The 17,823-nt window shown below is 66.3% G+C and carries 16 protein-coding genes and 1 tRNA gene; 7 read left to right on the top strand and 10 right to left on the bottom strand.

Translation table 11 applies throughout. The annotated features are described in order from the left end of the window. Positions 1-48: 48 nt before the first annotated feature. From BLT44_RS15135 to BLT44_RS04075, 3 genes are read right to left on the bottom strand one after another with little or no spacing between them, the layout of a single operon-like run. On the bottom strand, positions 49-2,637 hold the full coding sequence (locus BLT44_RS15135; protein WP_143025968.1) for a hypothetical protein: 2,589 nt from the start codon (positions 2,635-2,637) through the stop codon (positions 49-51). Beyond that, positions 2,630-2,986, bottom strand: coding sequence for a helix-turn-helix domain-containing protein (locus BLT44_RS04080; RefSeq protein WP_010155374.1), 357 nt, complete (start codon positions 2,984-2,986; stop codon positions 2,630-2,632). Before BLT44_RS04080 ends, BLT44_RS15135 begins: the two co-directional genes overlap by 8 nt. Further along, positions 2,983-4,053, bottom strand: a complete 1,071-nt coding sequence (locus BLT44_RS04075; RefSeq protein WP_229119376.1) for a tyrosine-type recombinase/integrase — start codon at positions 4,051-4,053, stop codon at positions 2,983-2,985. Before BLT44_RS04075 ends, BLT44_RS04080 begins: the two co-directional genes overlap by 4 nt. Before the next feature lie 502 nt (positions 4,054-4,555). Here BLT44_RS04075 and BLT44_RS04070 point away from each other — a divergent pair. From BLT44_RS04070 to BLT44_RS04060, 3 genes are read left to right on the top strand one after another with little or no spacing between them, the layout of a single operon-like run. Beyond that, positions 4,556-5,611 carry a tyrosine-type recombinase/integrase gene (locus BLT44_RS04070; protein WP_040505147.1) on the top strand — a complete coding sequence of 352 codons (1,056 nt, stop codon included), beginning with the start codon at positions 4,556-4,558 and terminating at the stop codon, positions 5,609-5,611. Then, positions 5,601-5,936 (top strand): helix-turn-helix domain-containing protein, encoded by a 336-nt coding sequence (locus BLT44_RS04065; protein WP_010155377.1) that lies wholly within the window; start codon positions 5,601-5,603, stop codon positions 5,934-5,936. The genes BLT44_RS04070 and BLT44_RS04065 overlap by 11 nt, the downstream gene beginning before the upstream one ends. 6 nt (positions 5,937-5,942) lie before the next feature. Further along, a complete protein-coding gene (locus BLT44_RS04060) occupies positions 5,943-7,904 on the top strand; it encodes a hypothetical protein (RefSeq protein WP_231291505.1) in 1,962 nt (653 codons plus the stop codon). 51 nt (positions 7,905-7,955) lie between these two features. Here the strand turns inward: BLT44_RS04060 and BLT44_RS04055 are convergent, their stop codons facing one another. From BLT44_RS04055 to cmtR, 3 genes are read right to left on the bottom strand one after another with little or no spacing between them, the layout of a single operon-like run. After that, complete coding sequence (locus BLT44_RS04055; protein WP_010155380.1) at positions 7,956-8,288, bottom strand: thioredoxin domain-containing protein; 333 nt, start codon at positions 8,286-8,288, stop codon at positions 7,956-7,958. Positions 8,289-8,329: 41 nt separating this feature from the next. Continuing rightward, positions 8,330-10,300: a heavy metal translocating P-type ATPase gene (locus BLT44_RS04050; protein WP_010155381.1), complete on the bottom strand. Its 1,971-nt coding sequence runs from the start codon at positions 10,298-10,300 to the stop codon at positions 8,330-8,332. Continuing rightward, on the bottom strand, positions 10,297-10,656 hold the full coding sequence (cmtR, locus tag BLT44_RS04045; RefSeq protein ID WP_010155382.1) for a Cd(II)/Pb(II)-sensing metalloregulatory transcriptional regulator CmtR: 360 nt from the start codon (positions 10,654-10,656) through the stop codon (positions 10,297-10,299). Before cmtR ends, BLT44_RS04050 begins: the two co-directional genes overlap by 4 nt. A 90-nt stretch (positions 10,657-10,746) precedes the next feature. Here cmtR and BLT44_RS04040 point away from each other — a divergent pair, with 90 nt between their 5' ends. Together BLT44_RS04040 and BLT44_RS04035 are read left to right on the top strand one after the other, a co-directional pair. After that, positions 10,747-11,751 (top strand): DUF4113 domain-containing protein, encoded by a 1,005-nt coding sequence (locus tag BLT44_RS04040; RefSeq protein WP_342341527.1) that lies wholly within the window; start codon positions 10,747-10,749, stop codon positions 11,749-11,751. Next, positions 11,748-11,957 carry a hypothetical protein gene (locus BLT44_RS04035; protein WP_010155384.1) on the top strand — a complete coding sequence of 70 codons (210 nt, stop codon included), beginning with the start codon at positions 11,748-11,750 and terminating at the stop codon, positions 11,955-11,957. The genes BLT44_RS04040 and BLT44_RS04035 overlap by 4 nt, the downstream gene beginning before the upstream one ends. Before the next feature lie 12 nt (positions 11,958-11,969). Here the strand turns inward: BLT44_RS04035 and BLT44_RS15125 are convergent, their stop codons facing one another. Next, the gene (locus BLT44_RS15125; protein ID WP_143025966.1) at positions 11,970-12,164 is read right to left on the bottom strand and encodes a hypothetical protein; all 195 of its coding nucleotides are present in this window, start codon (positions 12,162-12,164) and stop codon (positions 11,970-11,972) included. 723 nt (positions 12,165-12,887) lie between these two features. On the opposite strand from BLT44_RS15125, the gene BLT44_RS15120 reads away from it, so the two are divergent. Then, positions 12,888-13,304 carry a hypothetical protein gene (locus tag BLT44_RS15120; RefSeq protein WP_143025965.1) on the top strand — a complete coding sequence of 139 codons (417 nt, stop codon included), beginning with the start codon at positions 12,888-12,890 and terminating at the stop codon, positions 13,302-13,304. A 2-nt stretch (positions 13,305-13,306) separates the two neighbouring features. Continuing rightward, positions 13,307-14,449 carry a tyrosine-type recombinase/integrase gene (locus tag BLT44_RS04025; RefSeq protein WP_074689955.1) on the top strand — a complete coding sequence of 381 codons (1,143 nt, stop codon included), beginning with the start codon at positions 13,307-13,309 and terminating at the stop codon, positions 14,447-14,449. A gap of 39 nt (positions 14,450-14,488) precedes the next feature. On the opposite strand, the gene BLT44_RS04020 is transcribed toward BLT44_RS04025, so the two are convergent. The 3 genes from BLT44_RS04020 to BLT44_RS04010 all read right to left on the bottom strand — a co-directional run bounded on the left by BLT44_RS04020 (position 14,489) and on the right by BLT44_RS04010 (position 17,810). Next, a tRNA-Ser gene (locus BLT44_RS04020) sits at positions 14,489-14,579 on the bottom strand. Positions 14,580-14,641: 62 nt separating this feature from the next. After that, positions 14,642-15,949 carry an LCP family protein gene (locus tag BLT44_RS04015; protein WP_029608105.1) on the bottom strand — a complete coding sequence of 436 codons (1,308 nt, stop codon included), beginning with the start codon at positions 15,947-15,949 and terminating at the stop codon, positions 14,642-14,644. Between the two features lie 208 nt (positions 15,950-16,157). Beyond that, complete coding sequence (locus BLT44_RS04010; RefSeq protein WP_074689953.1) at positions 16,158-17,810, bottom strand: hypothetical protein; 1,653 nt, start codon at positions 17,808-17,810, stop codon at positions 16,158-16,160. Between the last annotated feature and the right edge of the window lie 13 nt (positions 17,811-17,823).

Here is a 17,823-nt window from a genome sequence, read left to right as displayed (position 1 = left end):
CGCCCGATTCTCACGACGTGACATCCCTGGAAACGTCATCGTCAGATTTCAGTGCAGGACGACTGGGAGGGGCATGCCGACGCGCTCGACGACCGCGGCGGCGTAGGCGGTGCTGTTCGCGCCGATCGCGTTGGACCAGGCGATCGCGGAGGAGATGTCCAGGCCAGTCAGCCGGCTGAGAACGACGGGTGGGAGTTCCTGCGCGAGCGCTATCAGCGCGCCGGTGCGGGCAAGTCGCGGCGGGATGCCGGCAGCGCGGAGCCGGGTATTCAGCGTGTCGGGGGCCATGTGATGCCCGGCCCGGGTTCCGGGATAGACCCACTCCTGTTCGATGCTCTCCACGAACATGCGAGGCGCGGTGCGGTTGCTGGCGGCTCCCGCGGCCGCCGGCGCGAGCTCGGCGGGGAGCACGAGAGGTTCCTGGCCGAGGCGGACGACCACGGCCTGGTCCGTGACGGTGACGTCTTCCGCGCGCAACTGGACGATCTTCGCCGCCCGGACGCCGAACATGAGCATCAGCCCCGCGGCGAGCTTCGTGTGCGGGTTGATGGACGGGTCGGAGGTGACATCGGCGAGCAGCCGCCAGCGTTCCTCGTCGCTCATGGCTTGCGGGCTCAAGGCTCCTGATGGCGGGCGTGGAGCGGTGAGCGGTCGGGATGCGCCGGCCCGTGCGGTCCAGGTCAGGAAGTGGTGCAGGAACGGGCGTCGGCCGCCGGTGAGCCATTCATCGACATCCGCCTGGGTGAGGGACACGAGAGAACCTCCGCGGGTATGGATCCATTCCAGCAGTTCGATGATCCCCGCGATCTCGAGCCGCCGCCAGGACAGCTGGCCTGATCGGGACGGCATCGTGTTGCGGCGCAGTGCGCGCAGGTGTCGCCATCGCGCGTATTGGGTGACGGTGCGCTGTTCACCCGGGTCGGGGATCTCGGCAAGTGCGCTGTCGAGCCAGAGCTCGAACCGGGCGAGCAGCTCGTCCCGCGGTGGGAGCAGCCCGTGGTCGATGAGCACGGACCGAACCGCTCGGGTCTGATACTCCGAGCCGGCCTGGTCGAGGTAGGCGTGAGTGCGCAGGGATGGGGCGGTGAGCACTCGGGTGATCAGCGTGCAGGCGACGGTGCCGCGTTCGAAGGCGTAGACGATCTTCGACGGAGCACCCTGGAACCACCGCTCTCGCAGATGCGCGATGCGTGCATCGGAGGCGGCGAGCTCGTCGGGCACCATCTCCCGGATCATCTGATCGGCTCGGCAACGGGGGCAGAGCTTCGCGATCAGCCGTGTGATGGTCCCGCAGCTGGTGCAGGGGCGGAACGACTCCGGTTGGCGGGGATAGCAGAGCGGGCAGAACGGCCGGCCCTCGATCCGGCCGTTCACTATCCGAGCGTCTCCGCAGCTTGTGCAGGTCTCGATGATCGGCGGAACGCAGGCCCAGCAGAGATAGCCGGAGCCGTCTTCGGTGCGCTTGTGGCGCAGCCGGACCTCCCCGCAGCTCACGCAGGGCTGGCGAGGGTTGGAGCACTGCTCGCAGGCGGCGCGCGCGGTTCCCGGCCAGCGGCATTGCCGCTCGTTCCCGCAGATCGTGCAGGTGTCGACGCTGGCCTTGTCGGAGCAGGGTTTGCAGATCGCTTTCTCGCTGCCGTGGAACAAACAGGGCGCAAGCTCCCCGCAGTCCGTGCAGGTGTCCAGCCGGGAGGAGCTCCGACACGTTGAACACAGCGGGCCCTCCGGGCTGCGGTAGGCGATCAGTCGATGGTTGCCGCAGCTCACGCAGACGGCGTTCTCGTCGGGGAGCTTGTTCGTGCAGCGTTGGCAGAGTCGCCGCCCGTCGGAGAGCACCCGCTCCAGGTTGGTGACGTCGTCGCAGCCATCGCAGGGGGCATGGTGCGCGATCCGGTAGCAGCGTCGGCAGCTCACTCGTCCCTCGACGCGTTCGGTGAGCGTGCGCGTGGTGCCGCAGCCTCCGCAGCGTCGTTCGGGCAGACGCGCGCCGTCCGCGTGGAGAAGGTCGTAGAACGTGCCGAACAGCACAGAGCCCGCGGCCGGGTCGGAGAACCACTCCGCGCCGTGGGCCTGCAGCTCGAGCATCAGCCGCACTCGGCGGTCCCTCCCGTCCGCCGCCATCTGCTCCACCGCTCGAAGGATGGTCGCGGTCGCGACACGGCGATGGCGGCGGACTTGCTCGACGATGCGCTCGGCCGCTTCGGGTTTCATGTCGACCCAGCATCGTTTGCAGTACGCGCTCTCACCGGGCCCTGTCTGCACGCGGCGGGTGTGCCCGCAACGATCACAGAGTCCGCTCCTGGAAGCGAGACGGCGACCGCATGGAGCGCAGATCCGCCCGGTCGGCGTGCGCTGCAGCAGCTTCCGCAGCCCGCCGCAGTGTGCGCAACGCGGCGGTCGGACAGTCCGCGCTCCAGCCTCGTGGAGGCGAAGCAACAGACTTGCCAGAGCCGGCGTGGTCTGCGGATCCGCCGCGGTGAGCAGCCCGGGTTCCTGCGTGACCAGGTCGAGCGTCCGGCGGGCAACCGGCAGCTGCCGGAACGAGCCGTTCACGATCTCGGCGATCCGCTCACGCGGAAGAGCCTGCTCGACGGCGGCGATCTGCGTGGTCAGCGCGGCGAAGACCGGGTCAAGCATCCGGCGGGAGAATCTGCGCCCTACGCGGCTTCAGGCCCGACTCCCGGAGTCGGTTCGTCGCCGAATCGCCCCGCTCCGGCCCAGGATCGGTCGTCCCGGTCGCTGCGACCGCGCTGCCGAGGACCACCCGCGGCGCGAGCTCCTCGAACGTGCAATCGAAGATGTCCAGCAGCGCGACCAGCGCCTGCATGTTCATCCGCTCCGGCTTCTCCGCGGCGAGCCGATATACCTGGCTCGTCGACAAGTAGACGCCCCGCTCTTCCAGCAGCGGGACCAGCTTCGTCGTGGAGAACATTCCCGCCGCCGCCATCACCTCCCGAAGCCGCCACTCAAACCCGATCAGTCTCATCGCCCGCTCTCTTCCTCATCGCGCGGCCTGTGCCGCGTCTTCTCGATCGCCTGACTCATCATCGTGTTCATGTAGTCCGCGCTCACGCCCGTATAGATCGCCGTCGTCGACTGGTGCAGGTGCCCGACCTGACGTTGCACGAACGCGGGATCGACCCCGGACTCGATCAGGTGGGTCACGTAGGAATGACGCAGCGCGTGCGGCGTCAACACCTCATCCAGCCCCAGCGCCGTCCGGTAGACGGCGAACCTCGACGCCAGCTCCCGCGTGCGCAGCCTCGTCCCGCGTTCCGAGACCCAGAGCGCCGGCGACCCGTCCCGGACCATCAACGGACGCACCTGCTCGACATACTCCTGAAGAGCCTCAACCGCCCAGCCGAACAACGACACGACCGCCCGCCGTTTCGGCGGCCCGCCCCGCGACGACTTCCCGTGCCGGATCTGCATCACACCGAACTCCCCGAACTGTGGAGCCTTCGAATTCCTGTAGAAGTCGGTCACATCAAGCCCAACCGCCTCGCTCGCCCGCATCCCCCATGCGTAGACGACCTTGAACAGCGTCGCGTCCCGGAACGCAGGCAGAGCACCCTTGCGGCGCTCGTCCAGCAACCGCGTCACCTCGGCGTCAGCATGATCCAGCAAGCGCTGCAGCTCCGACCGCGTCAACGGGCGTCGCCCCGGCTTGCCCTCGTAATCCTGCAGGTGCGCGAGCGTGTTCCATTCATGGCAGACCTGAACCGGGTGCGTCCCGAAACGCTCCATGCACTCGTCAACCCAGCCGTAGTGCGGCGAGCAGATGTAATCGCAGAACGCGCGCACCGCCCCCTGGTACGACCGGATCGTCGACGCTTCGACCTTCCGTTGCGACACCAGCAGCGCCATCCACTCGTCAAAGTCGCCCGCGGACCACTCCCACGGCTTCTTGCCCGCGTACGACTCGAACCTCCGGACCACGCCCAAAGCGCGCGACACCGAATCCTCCTTGAGATGTCGGCCACCGATCTGCTGCATCCGCCAGCCCTCGATCATCGCCTCAAACACGGCCTCATGAGCGTTGAGGAACGACACCCCGCCCGCAAGATACAGTGACGACGCACCGTGTGGAACTCGTCCCATCAACCACCCAATCCATCCACATAACGCGCTAATCGTGCATTAGATGCGAATCTATCAGCCCGTCAGACCTCGTCGCGCGGAAAATCGCGGGGCTATCGAAACGACCGATAGCCTTTCTGACGCAGACGCCCGTTCGGATCTCGCATCTGATGCAATACCGCGGGGAAGCCGGCGTCGTCGCCCGCTCCAGCAATTACGAGCTGTACGGTTCGCTGTCTGCACGGGTGATGAACCATCGCATGTTGCAAGAGATGCAACTGTTCATGCTTGCAAACGACGACTATTGGCCGCTCTCGGTGCCGAACTGCCCTGACCTTAGCAAGCGAGATGGTGCGGTTGCGGGGTATCGACCTGACACGGTGATGCACTGCCCCATACTTTGTTGCATCTAATGCAAGATTTTGGCGGGTCTCCTGCGGCGCTTCGGCTGATCACATCGGCGTCGAACGTGACGTTGGCGAACCCGGAGCAGCAGGTCTTCGGCGCGATGGTGGACGGCTGGCGGAATCAGCAGCTGTCTCGCGGGCTGCGTGAGCAGACCATCAAGAACCGTTTGGCGACGGTGACGCGCTTCCGTGATTTCGCGGACAAGCCGCCGTGGCGGTGGACGGTCGCCGATGTCGATGAGTTCACGGCCGAGGCCGCGTCGAGCGTTCGGGCGTTGTCGACGCTGCGGCATCACCACGGAGCGATCCGCGGGTTCTGCGACTACCTCACGAACCCGTTGTACGACTGGATGGCGATCTGCGATCGGGAGTTCGGCGAGGTGCCGTCGCAGGTGTGTCTCCCGTGGAACACGGTCGCGCATCGGTTCGAGTTCGAGGGCGATGGGAAGCGTCGCCCGTTCACGTACGACGAGGTCGAGCGGCTGTTCGACACTGCGGATGCGCGGGTGGAAATGCTTGTGACGTCGGGGCGGAAGGGTGCGCTCGGCGCGTTGCGGGATGCGCAGTTGCTGAAGACGGTCTATGCGTTCGGTCTGCGCCGGACCGAGGCCGTGATGCTGGACACGGTCGATCTGCACCACAACGCGAAGATGCGGCAGTGGGGGCGTTACGGCGCGATCCACGTGCGGTGGGCGAAAGCGGCCGGCGGAGGCGCGCCGAGGCGGCGGACGGTGCTGCTGGTGCCGGAGTTCAACTGGTGGGTGCCTGGCATGCAGCAATGGCTCGAGCAGGCCCGCGACCGGTTTGCTCCGGGTGACGGTCTGGATGCGCTCTGGGTGACCGAGCGGCGGACTCGGTTGTCGGCTGGCTATCTCGACCGGAGGTTCGCGGAGCTGCGCGACGAGGCCGGCCTGTCGAAGGATCTGACGCTGCACAGCCTCCGTCATTCCTACGTCACGCACCTTCTGGAGTTCGGGTATGCCGACCGCTTCGTCCAGGAACAGGTCGGGCATATGCACGCGTCAACGACGTCGATCTACGCATCCGTCAGCTCCGACTACAAGAACCGAGTGCTCGCCGAGGCGCTGAGGGCCCTCATCGAAGGAGAAGCAGATGACCGTTGAGCTCGAGACCGGGTGGAACCTGCGAAGCGTGATGGCATCGCGCGGGATCTTCCAGACCTCCAAGCTGAAGCCGCTGCTCGAGGATCGCGGCGTCGACCTCTCGCGTGAGCAGGTCTACCGGCTGGTGACGCAACCGCCGCAGCGAGTGCGCCTCGACGTCCTCGCGGCGCTCTGCGATGCGCTGGAGTGCTCGCTCGATGACCTCGTGACGATCACGCGCCGCGAGGCGGCCGTCCCGGTCGCGGTGGGCGAGGAAGCAACGCGCGGGTCGATCGGCGATCTGCGTCCGGTCCGCGCCACCATCCGCCGGCCGCGCACGAAGTAGTCCGCGGTGGCAAAGCCCCCGCAGGAGCCGAGAATCGCAGAAATCGTCGCTCTCGTCCGTCCGATCGTCCCCCAGATTCAGACCGAACGCCTAGCGGAGATCGTGGTGGCGGTCGCACCCGTGCCGCTGACACAACGGCTGCTCGAGCTCGCACTCATCAAGCAGCCCGGGGTCCTCGAAGGGAAGCACCGGAACGTCCCGGTGACGGTCCAAGACCTGGCCCACGCGCTTGTCGACGAAGGAACAGACACAATCGTGCTGCCAACCTGCGAGTCGTGTGGACGCGCGGTGCGCATGCCCCACAAGACACCGACCGGCGGTCGGCATTGTTCCCGGTGCGAACGGAACGCCCGGTCCGTCGCCTGCGCGACATGCGGTCGCGTCCGACCGGTGCAGCGCACGATCGACGGGCGGCGTTACTGCCGTGAATGCTGGCGTGCCGATCCTCGATCGTTCGACGACTGCTCACGGTGCGGGCAACGCGCGACCATTGTCGTCCGTCGCCCCGAGCTCATCTGCCTGGGCTGCTACACCGCGCCGATCAAGACCTGCGGGCTCTGCGGAGAGCCTGGCCGCGTCGCCACGCACATTGACGGTCGGCGGGTCTGCGCCCGCTGCTACTACGCGATGCGTTCACCGCAGCCCTGCCCTGAATGCGGACGCAAGGTGTTCCTCACTGGATTCATGAACGGTCAGAAGGTCTGCGCCGAGTGCGCGGGCTCGCCGATCACGATGGCGTGTCCTGGATGCGGCTCGATCGAAGAGATCCGCAAGCATCACCTCTGCGTCGAGTGCCGCCGGCCGATCGCGATCCGGCAGCTCCTTGCGGATGAGGCGGGAGGGATTCGTGCCGAGCTGCAGCCGCTCGCAGAGTACCTGATCACGCACCATGGCAGCGCGGTTTCGCTCGAACGCTGGTTGCACAAGAGCAAGTGCGCGACGGTGCTCCGGGAACTCGCGGACGGAACCGTGTCCCTCACCGCCGACGCGATCATCACCAGAGCACAATCCGGCCAGTCAGTCGCGTTCTTGCTGTCGCTTCTGGTCCGCGCTGGCGTGCTGCCCGAGCTGGATGTCGAGGTCGCTCGTTTCGATCATTGGCTTGAACACTGGCTTCCCGGAATCGAAGATGTCGAGGATCGACTGATCTTGCGCCGGTACTGCACCTGGGAGCTTCTGCGGTCCACCCGAGCATTCCGGTCAACTCCCGGGAGCCGGTCTCGATCTGCGTCGGGCTTTCAGAAGCAGCGAGCAGCGATGAAGTATTGCGCCGCGTTGCTCCAGGAGATCCGGTCGCGGAAGGAGACTCTCGCGACGTTCCCCCAACGGTCCCTCGACGCCTACGTCACCGATTCTCCAAGCCAACGGGATGCGCTCGCGCCGTTCACTCGCTGGCTCCGACGCCACCGGCTGAGCACCCTCAAGGTCGAGTTCCGAATCAGTCGCCTGGAGGGCCGCGACTACGCCTCTGATCACCGGTGGCAGATGGCTCGGCGATTCCTCACCGATCCATCAGTGGACCCGAGTACCCGAGCCGCTGGACTGCTCGTGCTGCTCTACGGCCTCCATCTCACCCGCATCGTCACGCTCACCCGAGATCAGGTCGACGCGACCTCACGGCCCGTGAAGCTCACCATCGGGACCGAACCCATCGAGCTACCAGAGATCCTCGGAGAAGCGATCGTCGCGCTCGTCGAGAGAACCATGCAGCGCCCGGAGGCGTGGCTCTTCCCCGGCCGCAATCCCGGCCACCACCTCACACCCGGACCGATCAGCCGACGGCTCCGTGACGAAGGCCTGCGCTCAGGGAGCGCCCGCACGACAGCGCTTATCGAGCTCAGCCGTCAGATGCATCCCCGCATCGTCTCCGACCTGCTCGGCATCACTCCCGCCGCGGCAGCCGCTTGGGGACGCCTCGCCGGAGGGGACTGGACGGAGTATCCAGATCTCCGTTCCAAGGCAGACTGACCGCTCCCCGCGCCCAGTCTGACCTCCACCGCCGACGAAGGCAGACCTCACTTAAAGCGCACTGCCTTCACCCTGCCCTGTCGTCGCGTCCTTGATCGCAGCACGGAGCTGTGCGACGCTCGGAGACCCGGACGGGCCATCGGCAGTCCGATAGACCCTGCAGGCGAGACCGACGAAAGCATGCCCCTCGGCGAACGGGTCAACTCCATCGATAAGGACCGTCGGGGAGCCCCGGAAGCCTACCCGTGCCGCGTCCTCGGGCGTTTCCACCGAATGATGGGCGATCGTCACGTCCCCGCCGCAACTGTTGAGCGCCTGAGCAAGCCGCTGCTCCAGCAGGTCACGATTCGGGCAGCCGTCGAAGGACTGAATCGTGATCTCCATATCGAGCTCCTCTCAAGAGCGTCGTGGGCTTGGTCCGAAGGTCAGACTCTTACTGGGGAGTCCGCGCGCGAGTCGACTGACGCGGTCAGCGCTACCCTCTTCGCACGGGCAGCACGCAGGCCGTTGGCGATGACGACAACCTCGGCGACCTCGTGGACCAGCACGACGGCCGCCAGGCCCAGGATCCCGGTGATGGCCAGCGGCAGGAGCACGGCGATGATCGCCAGCGACAGCACGATGTTCTGGTTCATGATCGCCCGTCCGCGGCGGGCGTGCCCGAGCGCCTGCGGGATCAACCTGAGGTCGTGGCCGGTGAAGGCGACGTCGGCGGACTCGATCGCGGCGTCGGAGCCGGTCGCGCCCATCGCGATGCCGACCGTGGCGGACGCCAGGGCGGGCGCGTCGTTGATACCGTCGCCGATCATGCCGGTCGGGCGTTGCGCCACCGACGCGGTGACCTCGGCGGCCTTGTCCTCCGGGCGCAGCTCGGCGCGGACGTCCGAAATGCCCGCGATCCGGGCGAGCGCGGCCGCGGTGCGGGCGTTGTCGCCGGTGAGCATGACGACCTCGACGCCCTGCGCCTGAAGAGCGGCGACGGCCTCGGGGGCCTCGGGGCGCAGCTCGTCGCGGACACCGATCACACCGACCACACTCCCGTCGCGAGCGACCATGACGCAGGTCTGCCCGTCGGCCTCCATAGCGGCGACCTGCTCGGCCAGCCCGTCGGGGGCGATCCATCGCGGGCTTCCGACCGCGATCTCGTGGCCGTCCACCTGCCCGGTCACGCCATGCCCGGGCTGCTCGGTCACCTCGGACGCCGTAGGCGCGCCGGGAGCGGCGCTGGTGATCGCCGTCGCGAGCGGATGCGTGCTGTTCTCCTCCAGAGCCGCGGCCCAGCCCAGCACGTCGTCGCGGGCGACCCCGGGAATCGTGGCGACATCGGTCACCGCGGGCTCGTTGCGCGTCAGAGTGCCGGTCTTGTCGACGGCGATCCGGCGCAGGGAGCCGAGGCGCTCGAACGCGGCCCCGCTCTTGATGATGACGCCGAACTTGCTTGCGGCTCCGATCGCCGACACCACGGTCACGGGCACAGCGATGGCCAGCGCGCATGGCGAGGCGGCCACGAGCACGACCAGGGCGCGGGTGATCCAGGTCTGCGGGTCGCCACTGAGCAGGGAGCCGAGCACCCCGACCAGCACGGCGAGGACCATCACGCCGGGCACCAGGGGTCGGGCGATCCGGTCGGCGAGCCGAGCACGCTGGCCGCGGTCCTGCTGGGCCTGCTCGACCAGGCCGACCAGGGTTGTCAGCGAGTTGTCCGCGCCGTCGGCGGTGGCGGTGATCTCCAGCGCGCCGGAGGCGTTGATCGACCCGGCGGCGACCTCGTCGCCGACCCCGACGTCCACGGGAATCGACTCCCCGGTGATCGCCGAAGTGTCCAGGCTGCTGCGACCCGCTGCCACGGTGCCGTCGGTGGCGACCCGCTCGCCGGGCCTCACCCGCAGGACATCCCCGGCCTTGACGTCGCGGGCGGGCACCTCGACCGCGGTATCGCCCCGGACGACCGTCGCCGTCTCGGGGACGAGCCTCAGCAGTGCCCGAAGCCCCGACCGGGCGCGGTCCATCGCCTTGTCCTCCAGGGCCTCGGCGATGGAGTAGAGGAACGCCAGGGCGGCGGCTTCCTCGACGTAGCCGAGGATCACCGCGCCGACGGCGCTGATCGTCATCAGGAGCGAGATGCCCAGCTTGCCCTTGGTGAACAGGCCGCGCAGCGCGCCCGGGACGAACGTCCACGCGCCGAGTAGCAGGCCGATCCACAACAGCGCCAGTGCAGTGATCCCGGCGGCGGCGCTCTCCCCGGCCGTCCATTCGGTGATCAGCCCGGCCAGGAAGAAGACACCCGAGGCGACGGGCACGAGGATCGCGGGATCGCGCCACCAGGGGCGTTCGACTTCTTCGCTCTCCTCCACGGCGACGGGGGCGTCGTGGTCGCAGCCGCATGCCGCGCTCATGCCTTCGCCTCCGTCCCGCAGCAGCCCGGCACGGAGCACCCGGGATCGACGCACGGCGCGCTCTCGTCTACCGCCAGCGTCACGTCCACCAGCGTCGTCAGCGCCGCAGCGAGGTGCGGGTCGGCGATCTCGTACCGGGTCTGCCGACCCTCCGGCTCGGCGACCACGATCCCGCAGTCGCGCAGGCACGTCAGATGGTTCGACACGTTCGAGCGGGTCAGCTCCAGCTCGCGCGACAGCACGGCCGGATAGCTCGGCCCGTCCAGCAGGGTCATCAGGATTCGGGAGCGGGACGGGTCGGCCATGGCGCGGCCCAGCCGGTTCATGACGTCGAGGCGAGAAGCAATGGTCAGCATGCAATGAACTATACAGTAACGACTGAACAGTCTCCACGTTCGCCGACTCCCGAATACGCGACTCGGCAACAATCGTAGCTACCAGTAGAGATCATCGGCAGGTACTCCGCGTGGCAGGAGGTGTATTCGATCGACGAGTCCTTCATCGGGATGCACGGCACGGTCTCCGAGCTCACCGCGATTGGGCACGAGATCCGCGCCGAGGTACTGCGCTGCACCGGGATCCCCGTCCGTGTCGGCATCGCCCCGTCAAAGACACAAGCGAAGCTCGCCTCGCGGGGCGCGAAGGCCGACCTCTCACTGGGCGGTGTGTGCCATTTGGGGGCGTACTCCCCCGACTGGTTGGAACGTATTCTCGCGGGCACGAAAACGACCGACCTCTGGGGCATTGCCGGCCGCACCGGGAAGCGCCTCGCTGCGATGAGCATCTTCACCGCGAAAGATCTCCGCAATGCTGACGCGAAGTGGATCAGGAAGAAGTTCTCCGTCGTGATGGAGCGCACCGTGCTCGAGCTGCGGGGCATCCCGTGCATCCCGCTCGAGGAGCAGCCACCCCATAAGGATCAGTTGATCTTCTCCCGTTCGTTCTCGCGGGCTGTGTCGACGCGCGAGGGGATGCAGCAGGTGTTCTCGATATACGCGCAGCGCGCGAGCACGCGTCTCCGAGAGAAAGGCCTGGTAGCTGGCATCGTGTCCGCGTGGGCGTCGACGAGCCGATTCCGGGAAAGAGAGTTCCACACCGCGCACGTCGCAGTTGGGATGTCGACCGAGACAGATGGCCCGATCGGGATATCGAAGGCAGCGTTCGCGGTGCTCCCGAAGATTCGGCCCGGCTCTGAGTACGTGCGAGCGGGGGTCGTGCTCACGGGGTTGCAGACCAAGACGAACGTCACTCCCCTGGCTTTGTTCGAGTCAGAGTATGAGGGTCGACGGATCGGGGAAACGCTCGATGCGATCACTCAGAAGCTCGGCCCGCGCGCGATTGGGATCGGCCGTGGCGGGCTCCAGGGCGCTCCGGTATGGACGATGAAACGAGAGATGCTGTCCAGGCGTGCCACAACGCATTGGGATGAGATGTGTGAGGCGAAAGCATGAAGATTAGATCGAGTGATGATTTCGGGCAGGACCGTTCCCGGTTTGACGCGGCGGCAGCCGATGAGACCCTCGCGGAACTCGAAGCACAGTATGCGGCGGGCGAGCTCGAACGGCATGCGTATTTCCTCAAGAAGCGCGCGTTGGTGCGTCAGTTCATGAAGGCAACGACGAACCCCTCGCGCCGGCTTGGCAGCGAGGGGTTCTGACGTCTCTGACGGCTAGCGTGCGGGTCTGCCCCGGCGGAGGTGCTCTGCACGCGGCTGGAGGCGTTCTCCGCTGTTGTAGGCAAGTTCGATGCGGTGGATTTCAGCTTCGAGCGCCTGCGACACGAATTGATGGAAGGTGGACACATCTTCGTGATACGAGGCTTCCTTATACGCAGCCCGCGCTCGGCCTTTCAGCTCTTCGCTCACTTTTACACCGAGCTGTACCTTTTGTCAGATTCTGTTTCAGGTCACGTGGGACTAAGAGCAGCTTTGGGTACGGCCTCCTTCATCGGAGTTGAGGGGAGCTCTGAGGCGCCTGTCTTCGGTGTCGAGAACGTAATCGATTCCGCAGAGCCTGGGGCCTTCTGCGGAGGTCGCCCTTGCCAGCAAGAATCGGCCCGCGCCCCTGGTCCGTATTCCCTGAACGTTTCCCGCTGGTCGCTACCCTCCGATTCCCATTTTTTTGAGCACAGGAGTCGGAGTGGCTGTCAAATTCATCGAATGAATCGGGCTCAAGATAAGTGTCGCGACGCTACTGTTCAGGCCCCGCTTAACCAGAGCAATACGCTCATGGCCGATGCATACATGAGTCGCATGCTAACCGGTTCCCCATGCGACCCGCTTCGTTCGCAGGCGGATACACACAACGGTAAGGCGCTCTTCAGGCGACTTCCGCAGTACCACCGCGCTCAGTACTTCGCAGCCATGCAAGCACGTCCGCCTCGACGTATAAAACTTTTCGGGGACTCGGCTTCAAGTACTTTGGCCCTGAAGCCTTGAAACGCAGCCCTGCCCAGTAACTGACTGTCGTGCCCGGAACGAGCTCCGTAAGCGATTGTGGAGTTAGCAACCGTTCGCCCACCATATCCCCCTTCAGCATTATGTACATGAAAAGTGTACATGTAGTTTTTGTTCCGATACACTTTTCGAATGAAACCGAAGGGCGTGGATGATCTCGACTTTGATCTACCATCCACGGCCGAAGGTGCCGGTGGGTCCGAAGCTGAAGGTGACGTTGCGATTCTGGCGGAAAACGTAGAGCGAGGCGAAGAGTTTGTGAAGTCCGCGTTCCCGATATCGCTTCTCGGAACAGAAGTGCTACGCGGGCTGGAAGACACGAGTCGAAACCCCCAAAGGTCGGAGAGAGCCACACAAGTGAGCTTTATGCATGTTCGCGTAGGTCGATGGACTTCTGCTCTTTTCCAAAGCGAGAATGCTGGCATCATCATTTCCGCGATGATGCGTGACGAAGAAATTGAAGCTCCACTGCCCGACCTGTCGTTCCTTCTAGCAGCAGGCAAGCACAACCAACAAGCCTTGCACTCCGCTGCAGTGCTCGAGGTTTAACCATGGGCAGCATCTCTGCCTATCGGACAGCAAAGGGCGAGAAACGGTATCGCATCATCTACCGGCGCCCCGATCATAAGCAAACCAGTGAACGGGGGTTCAAGCGGAAGCGAGACGCCGAGCTGCGACTCGCTGAAGTCGAGATCACAAAGGCCCGCGGTGAATACGTAACAGCCACCGAGGGCAGAGTCACTGTGCGCGAACTCGGTGCTGTCTGGCTTGCTTCTAAAGAAGGCGTCTTGAAGCCCTCTAGCTTTTCTTCCCTACAAGCTTCTTGGAAGAACTACGTCGAACCAAAGTGGGGCAATCGCGCGATCGCCGACATCCGTCATTCTGAGGTGCAATCCTGGGTGTCTAACATCGGCATGAGTTCCACGGTCGTCGCAAGAGCATATGGAATCCTCGCAGGCATTCTCGATTCGGCTGAGAGAGATCGACGCGTCGCGAACAACGTGTCCCGCGGCATCTCTCTCCCTCGAAAGTCACTTCAGAAAACGCGGCGATATCTAACGCATCGAGAGCTCTGGAAAGTGGCTTCAGCGGCAGGACAACACCAAGTGCTCGTGCTCACACTTGGCTATTGCGGCTTACGGTGGGGTGAGCTCATCGGACTCCAAGTATCAAGTATTGACTTCAACAAGAGCCGCATCAATGTCGCGAGGAATGTAGTCGAGGTAGACGGGAAATTTCACGAAGGCACGCCCAAGTCTCACGAGACTCGCGCGGTACCCGTTCCCGCGGAAGTGCTCGAGCGCCTCAGGGTTCGATCCACGACTAGACAACCAACAGACCTCGTTTTCGATAATGGGTACGGGGGCTACATGAAGCGGGTGCGAGCAAGTACAGGTTCGAAATCGTGGTGGAAGAGCGCGTTAGACGACGCAGGAGTGGATCGAATGGTGCTCCACGACCTTCGTCATACGGCAGCTTCGCTTGCGGTGAGCGCCGGAGCGAATGTGAAAGCGGTGCAGCGGATGCTCGGTCACGCGTCTGCAGCAATGACCCTCGACGTCTATTCCGACCTTTTCGAGGACGACCTCGAAGCGCTTACCAAGCGCCTCGATCAGGCCATTGCCACCCAGGGTGTTGTCAATTTGTTGCCAGAACCTCGGACGCAGAAAGCGAGAACCCCCGAACTCCGTTGATTTCTCAACGATATTCAGGGGTTCTCGGTGTTGTTCAATTGGCGGAGACGGGGGGATTTGAACCCCCGGTCGAGTTAACCCCGACCCTTCATTAGCAGTGAAGTCCATTCGGCCGCTCTGGCACGTCTCCATACACGAACAACGTCATCCACTCTACCCGAACGAACGGGTGCGGTGGAAATCGGTCGGGCCTCAATACACGGTGCGGCCCATCGAGCACACCGACTTGTCGGCCTGCACGCCCGTGACGTTCTCGGGGAGCGACGGCTCCTGCGTCGCAGGCTCCTCCGTCGGGGGCGCGGTGGCGTTCGGATCGGCCGGGGCCGTCTCCTCGGGAGCGGTGGTCTCCTCGGGAGCGGTGGTCTCCTCGGGGGCCGGAGTCTCCGCGCCCGTCTCGGGAGCCGCCTCATCGGCGCCCTCGACCGCGACGCCCTCGCCCACGGAGTCCACCGCGAACGGCTGGCCGCTCTTGATCAGCTCGAAGAGCGCGTCGCCGCTCGCATAGTCGGGGGTCAGACGCCCCGACTGATAGGGGTGGTCGAACGACGGGTACTGCACGAAGTTGATGTTCTCGAGATCGATGTCCTTGACGGTGTTCGCGACCTGCTGCATGAACGGCACGCTCGCCATGTTCTTCGAGAGGGTCATGTTCTCGACCGCGGCCTTCGCGAGGCCGTAGACCTTCATCGGGTCGGAGAGGGTGTCGGCGCTCTTCAGCTTCTGCACGAGGGCCGACATGAAGACCTGCTGGTTGCTGATGCGGCTCGTGTCGCCGCCGTTGCCGACGCCGTGGCGGGTGCGCAGGAACTGCAGCGCCTCGAGCCCCACGAGCGTGTTCTCGCCGGCGGGGAGGTCGAGATCGGTGTGCTCGTCGACGATCGGCTGCGCGAGGCAGACCTCGACGCCTCCGATCGCGTTCGAGACGCCGATGACCCCATCGAACGTGATGAGCGCGGCGTTGGGGATCTCCATGCCGGTGAGCTCGGAGATCGTCTCGGCCACGCAGGGCAGGCCGCCGTTCGCGAGCGTCGAGTTCAGCTGCTGCTCGCTCATCGCCGAGTAGTAGTCGGGCTCGCCGTTCGGCCCGGGGCAGCTCGGGATGGGCAGCATGAGGTCTCGCGGGAAGCTCACGACCGTGGCGTTCTTGTGGTCGGCCGAGACGTGCAGCATCATCGTGACGTCGTTGAGCTCGCCCTCCTCGCCGTCGTCGATCTCCTGCCCGGCGCGCGAGTCGGATCCCACGAGCAGCACGGTGAGCGCGCCGTCGATGGTGCTGTCGCCCACCCCCACGGCGGTCGACTCGTTGCCGAGCTCGACGGTGTCGAGGTCTCCCACGAGGCCGAAGACGGCGTACGAGACGGTGGCCACTCCGCTCAGCACCACGACGATTGCGGTGGTGAGCAGCACTCGAAGCGCGTTTCCCCATGCGCTCGAACGACGGAGCTTGCCATGACGCACGAACGAGTGGCGTTCGAGTGCTCCAGCAGGTTTCTGTGTCATTCAGCTTCCCAGAATCGCGCGGGCAGCGCTGATCGCGCCCGACATAACGACTCAATGTACCCCGTGGTACTGGAAGTGCGCTTGGAGAGTGCTGCGGCGCTTCCGATCGGTGCGCGGCCCGACGCGCACGTGCGGCCGGCGGCGCTGCGGGTCTTCCCGCCAGCACCACCGGCCGCGTCATTCGCGTCGTACGTCGTGCGTCGTGCGCCTAAGAGCGGCGCTGGCGCCGCACTGACAGCAGCATCGCTCCTCCGACGAGCGCCGTGAGCGTCGCGAGCGTCGCGACGGCGAGGTCCGCTCCGCCGTCGTCGGCTCCCGTCACCGCGAGCAGCGGCTGCTCCTCGGCGGCCCGCACGGGAGCCGGGGACTCGACGCGTACCGTCACCGGGGCCGGCGTGACCACCATCGGCGGCACGGCGGCCTTCGGCACGACCGGCACGACCGGCTCCACGGGCTCGGCCGGCGGCGCGGGCGGCTCGGGCGGCTCGGGCGGCGTCGGCGACTCGCAGCGCTGCACGGTCACCGAGGCCGATGCGACGGACTCGCCCGCCATCAGCTCCACGGTGTAGACGCCGGCGCCCGACAGCGGCAGCGTGTAGCTGCCGTTCCCGTCGACCGCGACGGTCGCCTCGCCCGCAGACCCGCCGCTGATCCTCAGCAGGTACGCGACCGCCTCATGCGCGGTCGCAGCGACCTCGTCATCAGTGAACCCGCTGACGGTCACGGCGATGGACGTCGGCAGTGCCGCGTCCACGGCGATGCACGGCAGCTCGGGAACCTCGAGCACCGGCAGCTCCGGCACGTGGGGGTCGGGGCAGCGGGCGACGACGACCGTCTCCGTGTCGGCGACCCCGTCGGCGGAGCCGATGGTCACCGTGTACGAGCCCTCGCCGTCGACCGGCACGGCGTAGGTGCCGTTGCCGAGCACCTCGACCGAGGCGCTGCGGCCGCCGGTGCCGGTCGCGGTCAGCGTCCACGCGCCGGATTCGGTGAGACCGGAGACGGTGACCGCGATGCTCTCGGGCAGCGGGTCGCCGAGCGGCACGCACGCGAGCGGTGCGATGGAGAGCACCGGCGCTTCCGGGTCGGGGTCGGGATCGGGATCGACCGGTGCGCATCCGTTGTTCCAGATCGCCTGGCCCGCCGCATCCCAGTTCTGGCCGCCGAACGACCCCTCCTCGCCGTGATCGTTGTAGGTGAAGGGAGGGATGATGTCGCGGCCATCCTGATGGCCGATGTGCCCGTTCGCAGTGCCGTTGGCGTTCACCGTGATCGACACGTACGGGTTCTTCTCGGAGCCGGTGGCGTGGCAGAGCGTCACCTTGTTGTGCGGGTTCTCGCTGCCGGTGCGCGTCTCGGTCTTCGGCGCGGCGTCGGAGGCCCGCGCTTCGGGCGCCGCAGGCGACTCGACCGCGGCATCGACCGCGGGGTCGGCGACGGGCTCCGCCGCCGGTTCGACCGCGGGCAGGGGTTCGGAGGCGGGAGCCTCGGGCGCCGCGGGCGGCTCGGGCAGGGGCGCGGCCGGGGAATCGACGACCGGGGCCGGGGCGGCCGGGGCTTCGACGACGGGCTCGGCGGCGGGCTCGACGACGGGCTCTGCGGCGGGCGGTGCCGCCTCCGGCGCCGCGAGTGCGGGCTCGGGCTCCGGTGCGGTGGCCGCTGCGGCCTCCGGCGCCGAGGCGGTCGACGCGGCCGACACCTCCGACGTCTCCGTCGCGGTGCCGTTCAACTCGTCTGCGGACGCGGCTCCGATGCCGGGTCCGACCGTCAGCGCGAGCGCGCCGATGAGGGCAATCGTCAGGCGACTGCGCTGCAATCGAGGTGCGGCTCCGATGCCGTCGCCCCGAACCGATGTGTGCATGATCCTTCTCGCT

Source organism: Leucobacter chromiiresistens, assembly GCF_900102345.1.
GTDB classification, from domain to species: Bacteria; Actinomycetota; Actinomycetes; order Actinomycetales; family Microbacteriaceae; genus Leucobacter; species Leucobacter chromiiresistens.
Note: the sequence above shows the minus strand (reverse complement) of the source record. Positions and strands in the feature narration are given on the sequence as shown.

Coding starts and splice junctions, on each gene's coding strand:
- BLT44_RS15120 (WP_143025965.1), top strand. CDS start 12,888: ATGAAACCGAAGGGCGTGGATGATCTCGACTTTGATCTACCATCCACG.
- BLT44_RS04065 (WP_010155377.1), top strand. CDS start 5,601: ATGACCGTTGAGCTCGAGACCGGGTGGAACCTGCGAAGCGTGATGGCA.
- BLT44_RS04035 (WP_010155384.1), top strand. CDS start 11,748: ATGAAGATTAGATCGAGTGATGATTTCGGGCAGGACCGTTCCCGGTTT.
- BLT44_RS04015 (WP_029608105.1), bottom strand. CDS start 15,949: ATGACACAGAAACCTGCTGGAGCACTCGAACGCCACTCGTTCGTGCGT.
- BLT44_RS04050 (WP_010155381.1), bottom strand. CDS start 10,300: ATGAGCGCGGCATGCGGCTGCGACCACGACGCCCCCGTCGCCGTGGAG.
- BLT44_RS04080 (WP_010155374.1), bottom strand. CDS start 2,986: ATGAGACTGATCGGGTTTGAGTGGCGGCTTCGGGAGGTGATGGCGGCG.
- BLT44_RS04025 (WP_074689955.1), top strand. CDS start 13,307: ATGGGCAGCATCTCTGCCTATCGGACAGCAAAGGGCGAGAAACGGTAT.
- cmtR (WP_010155382.1), bottom strand. CDS start 10,656: ATGCTGACCATTGCTTCTCGCCTCGACGTCATGAACCGGCTGGGCCGC.
- BLT44_RS04055 (WP_010155380.1), bottom strand. CDS start 8,288: ATGGAGATCACGATTCAGTCCTTCGACGGCTGCCCGAATCGTGACCTG.
- BLT44_RS04010 (WP_074689953.1), bottom strand. CDS start 17,810: ATGCACACATCGGTTCGGGGCGACGGCATCGGAGCCGCACCTCGATTG.
- BLT44_RS15135 (WP_143025968.1), bottom strand. CDS start 2,637: ATGCTTGACCCGGTCTTCGCCGCGCTGACCACGCAGATCGCCGCCGTC.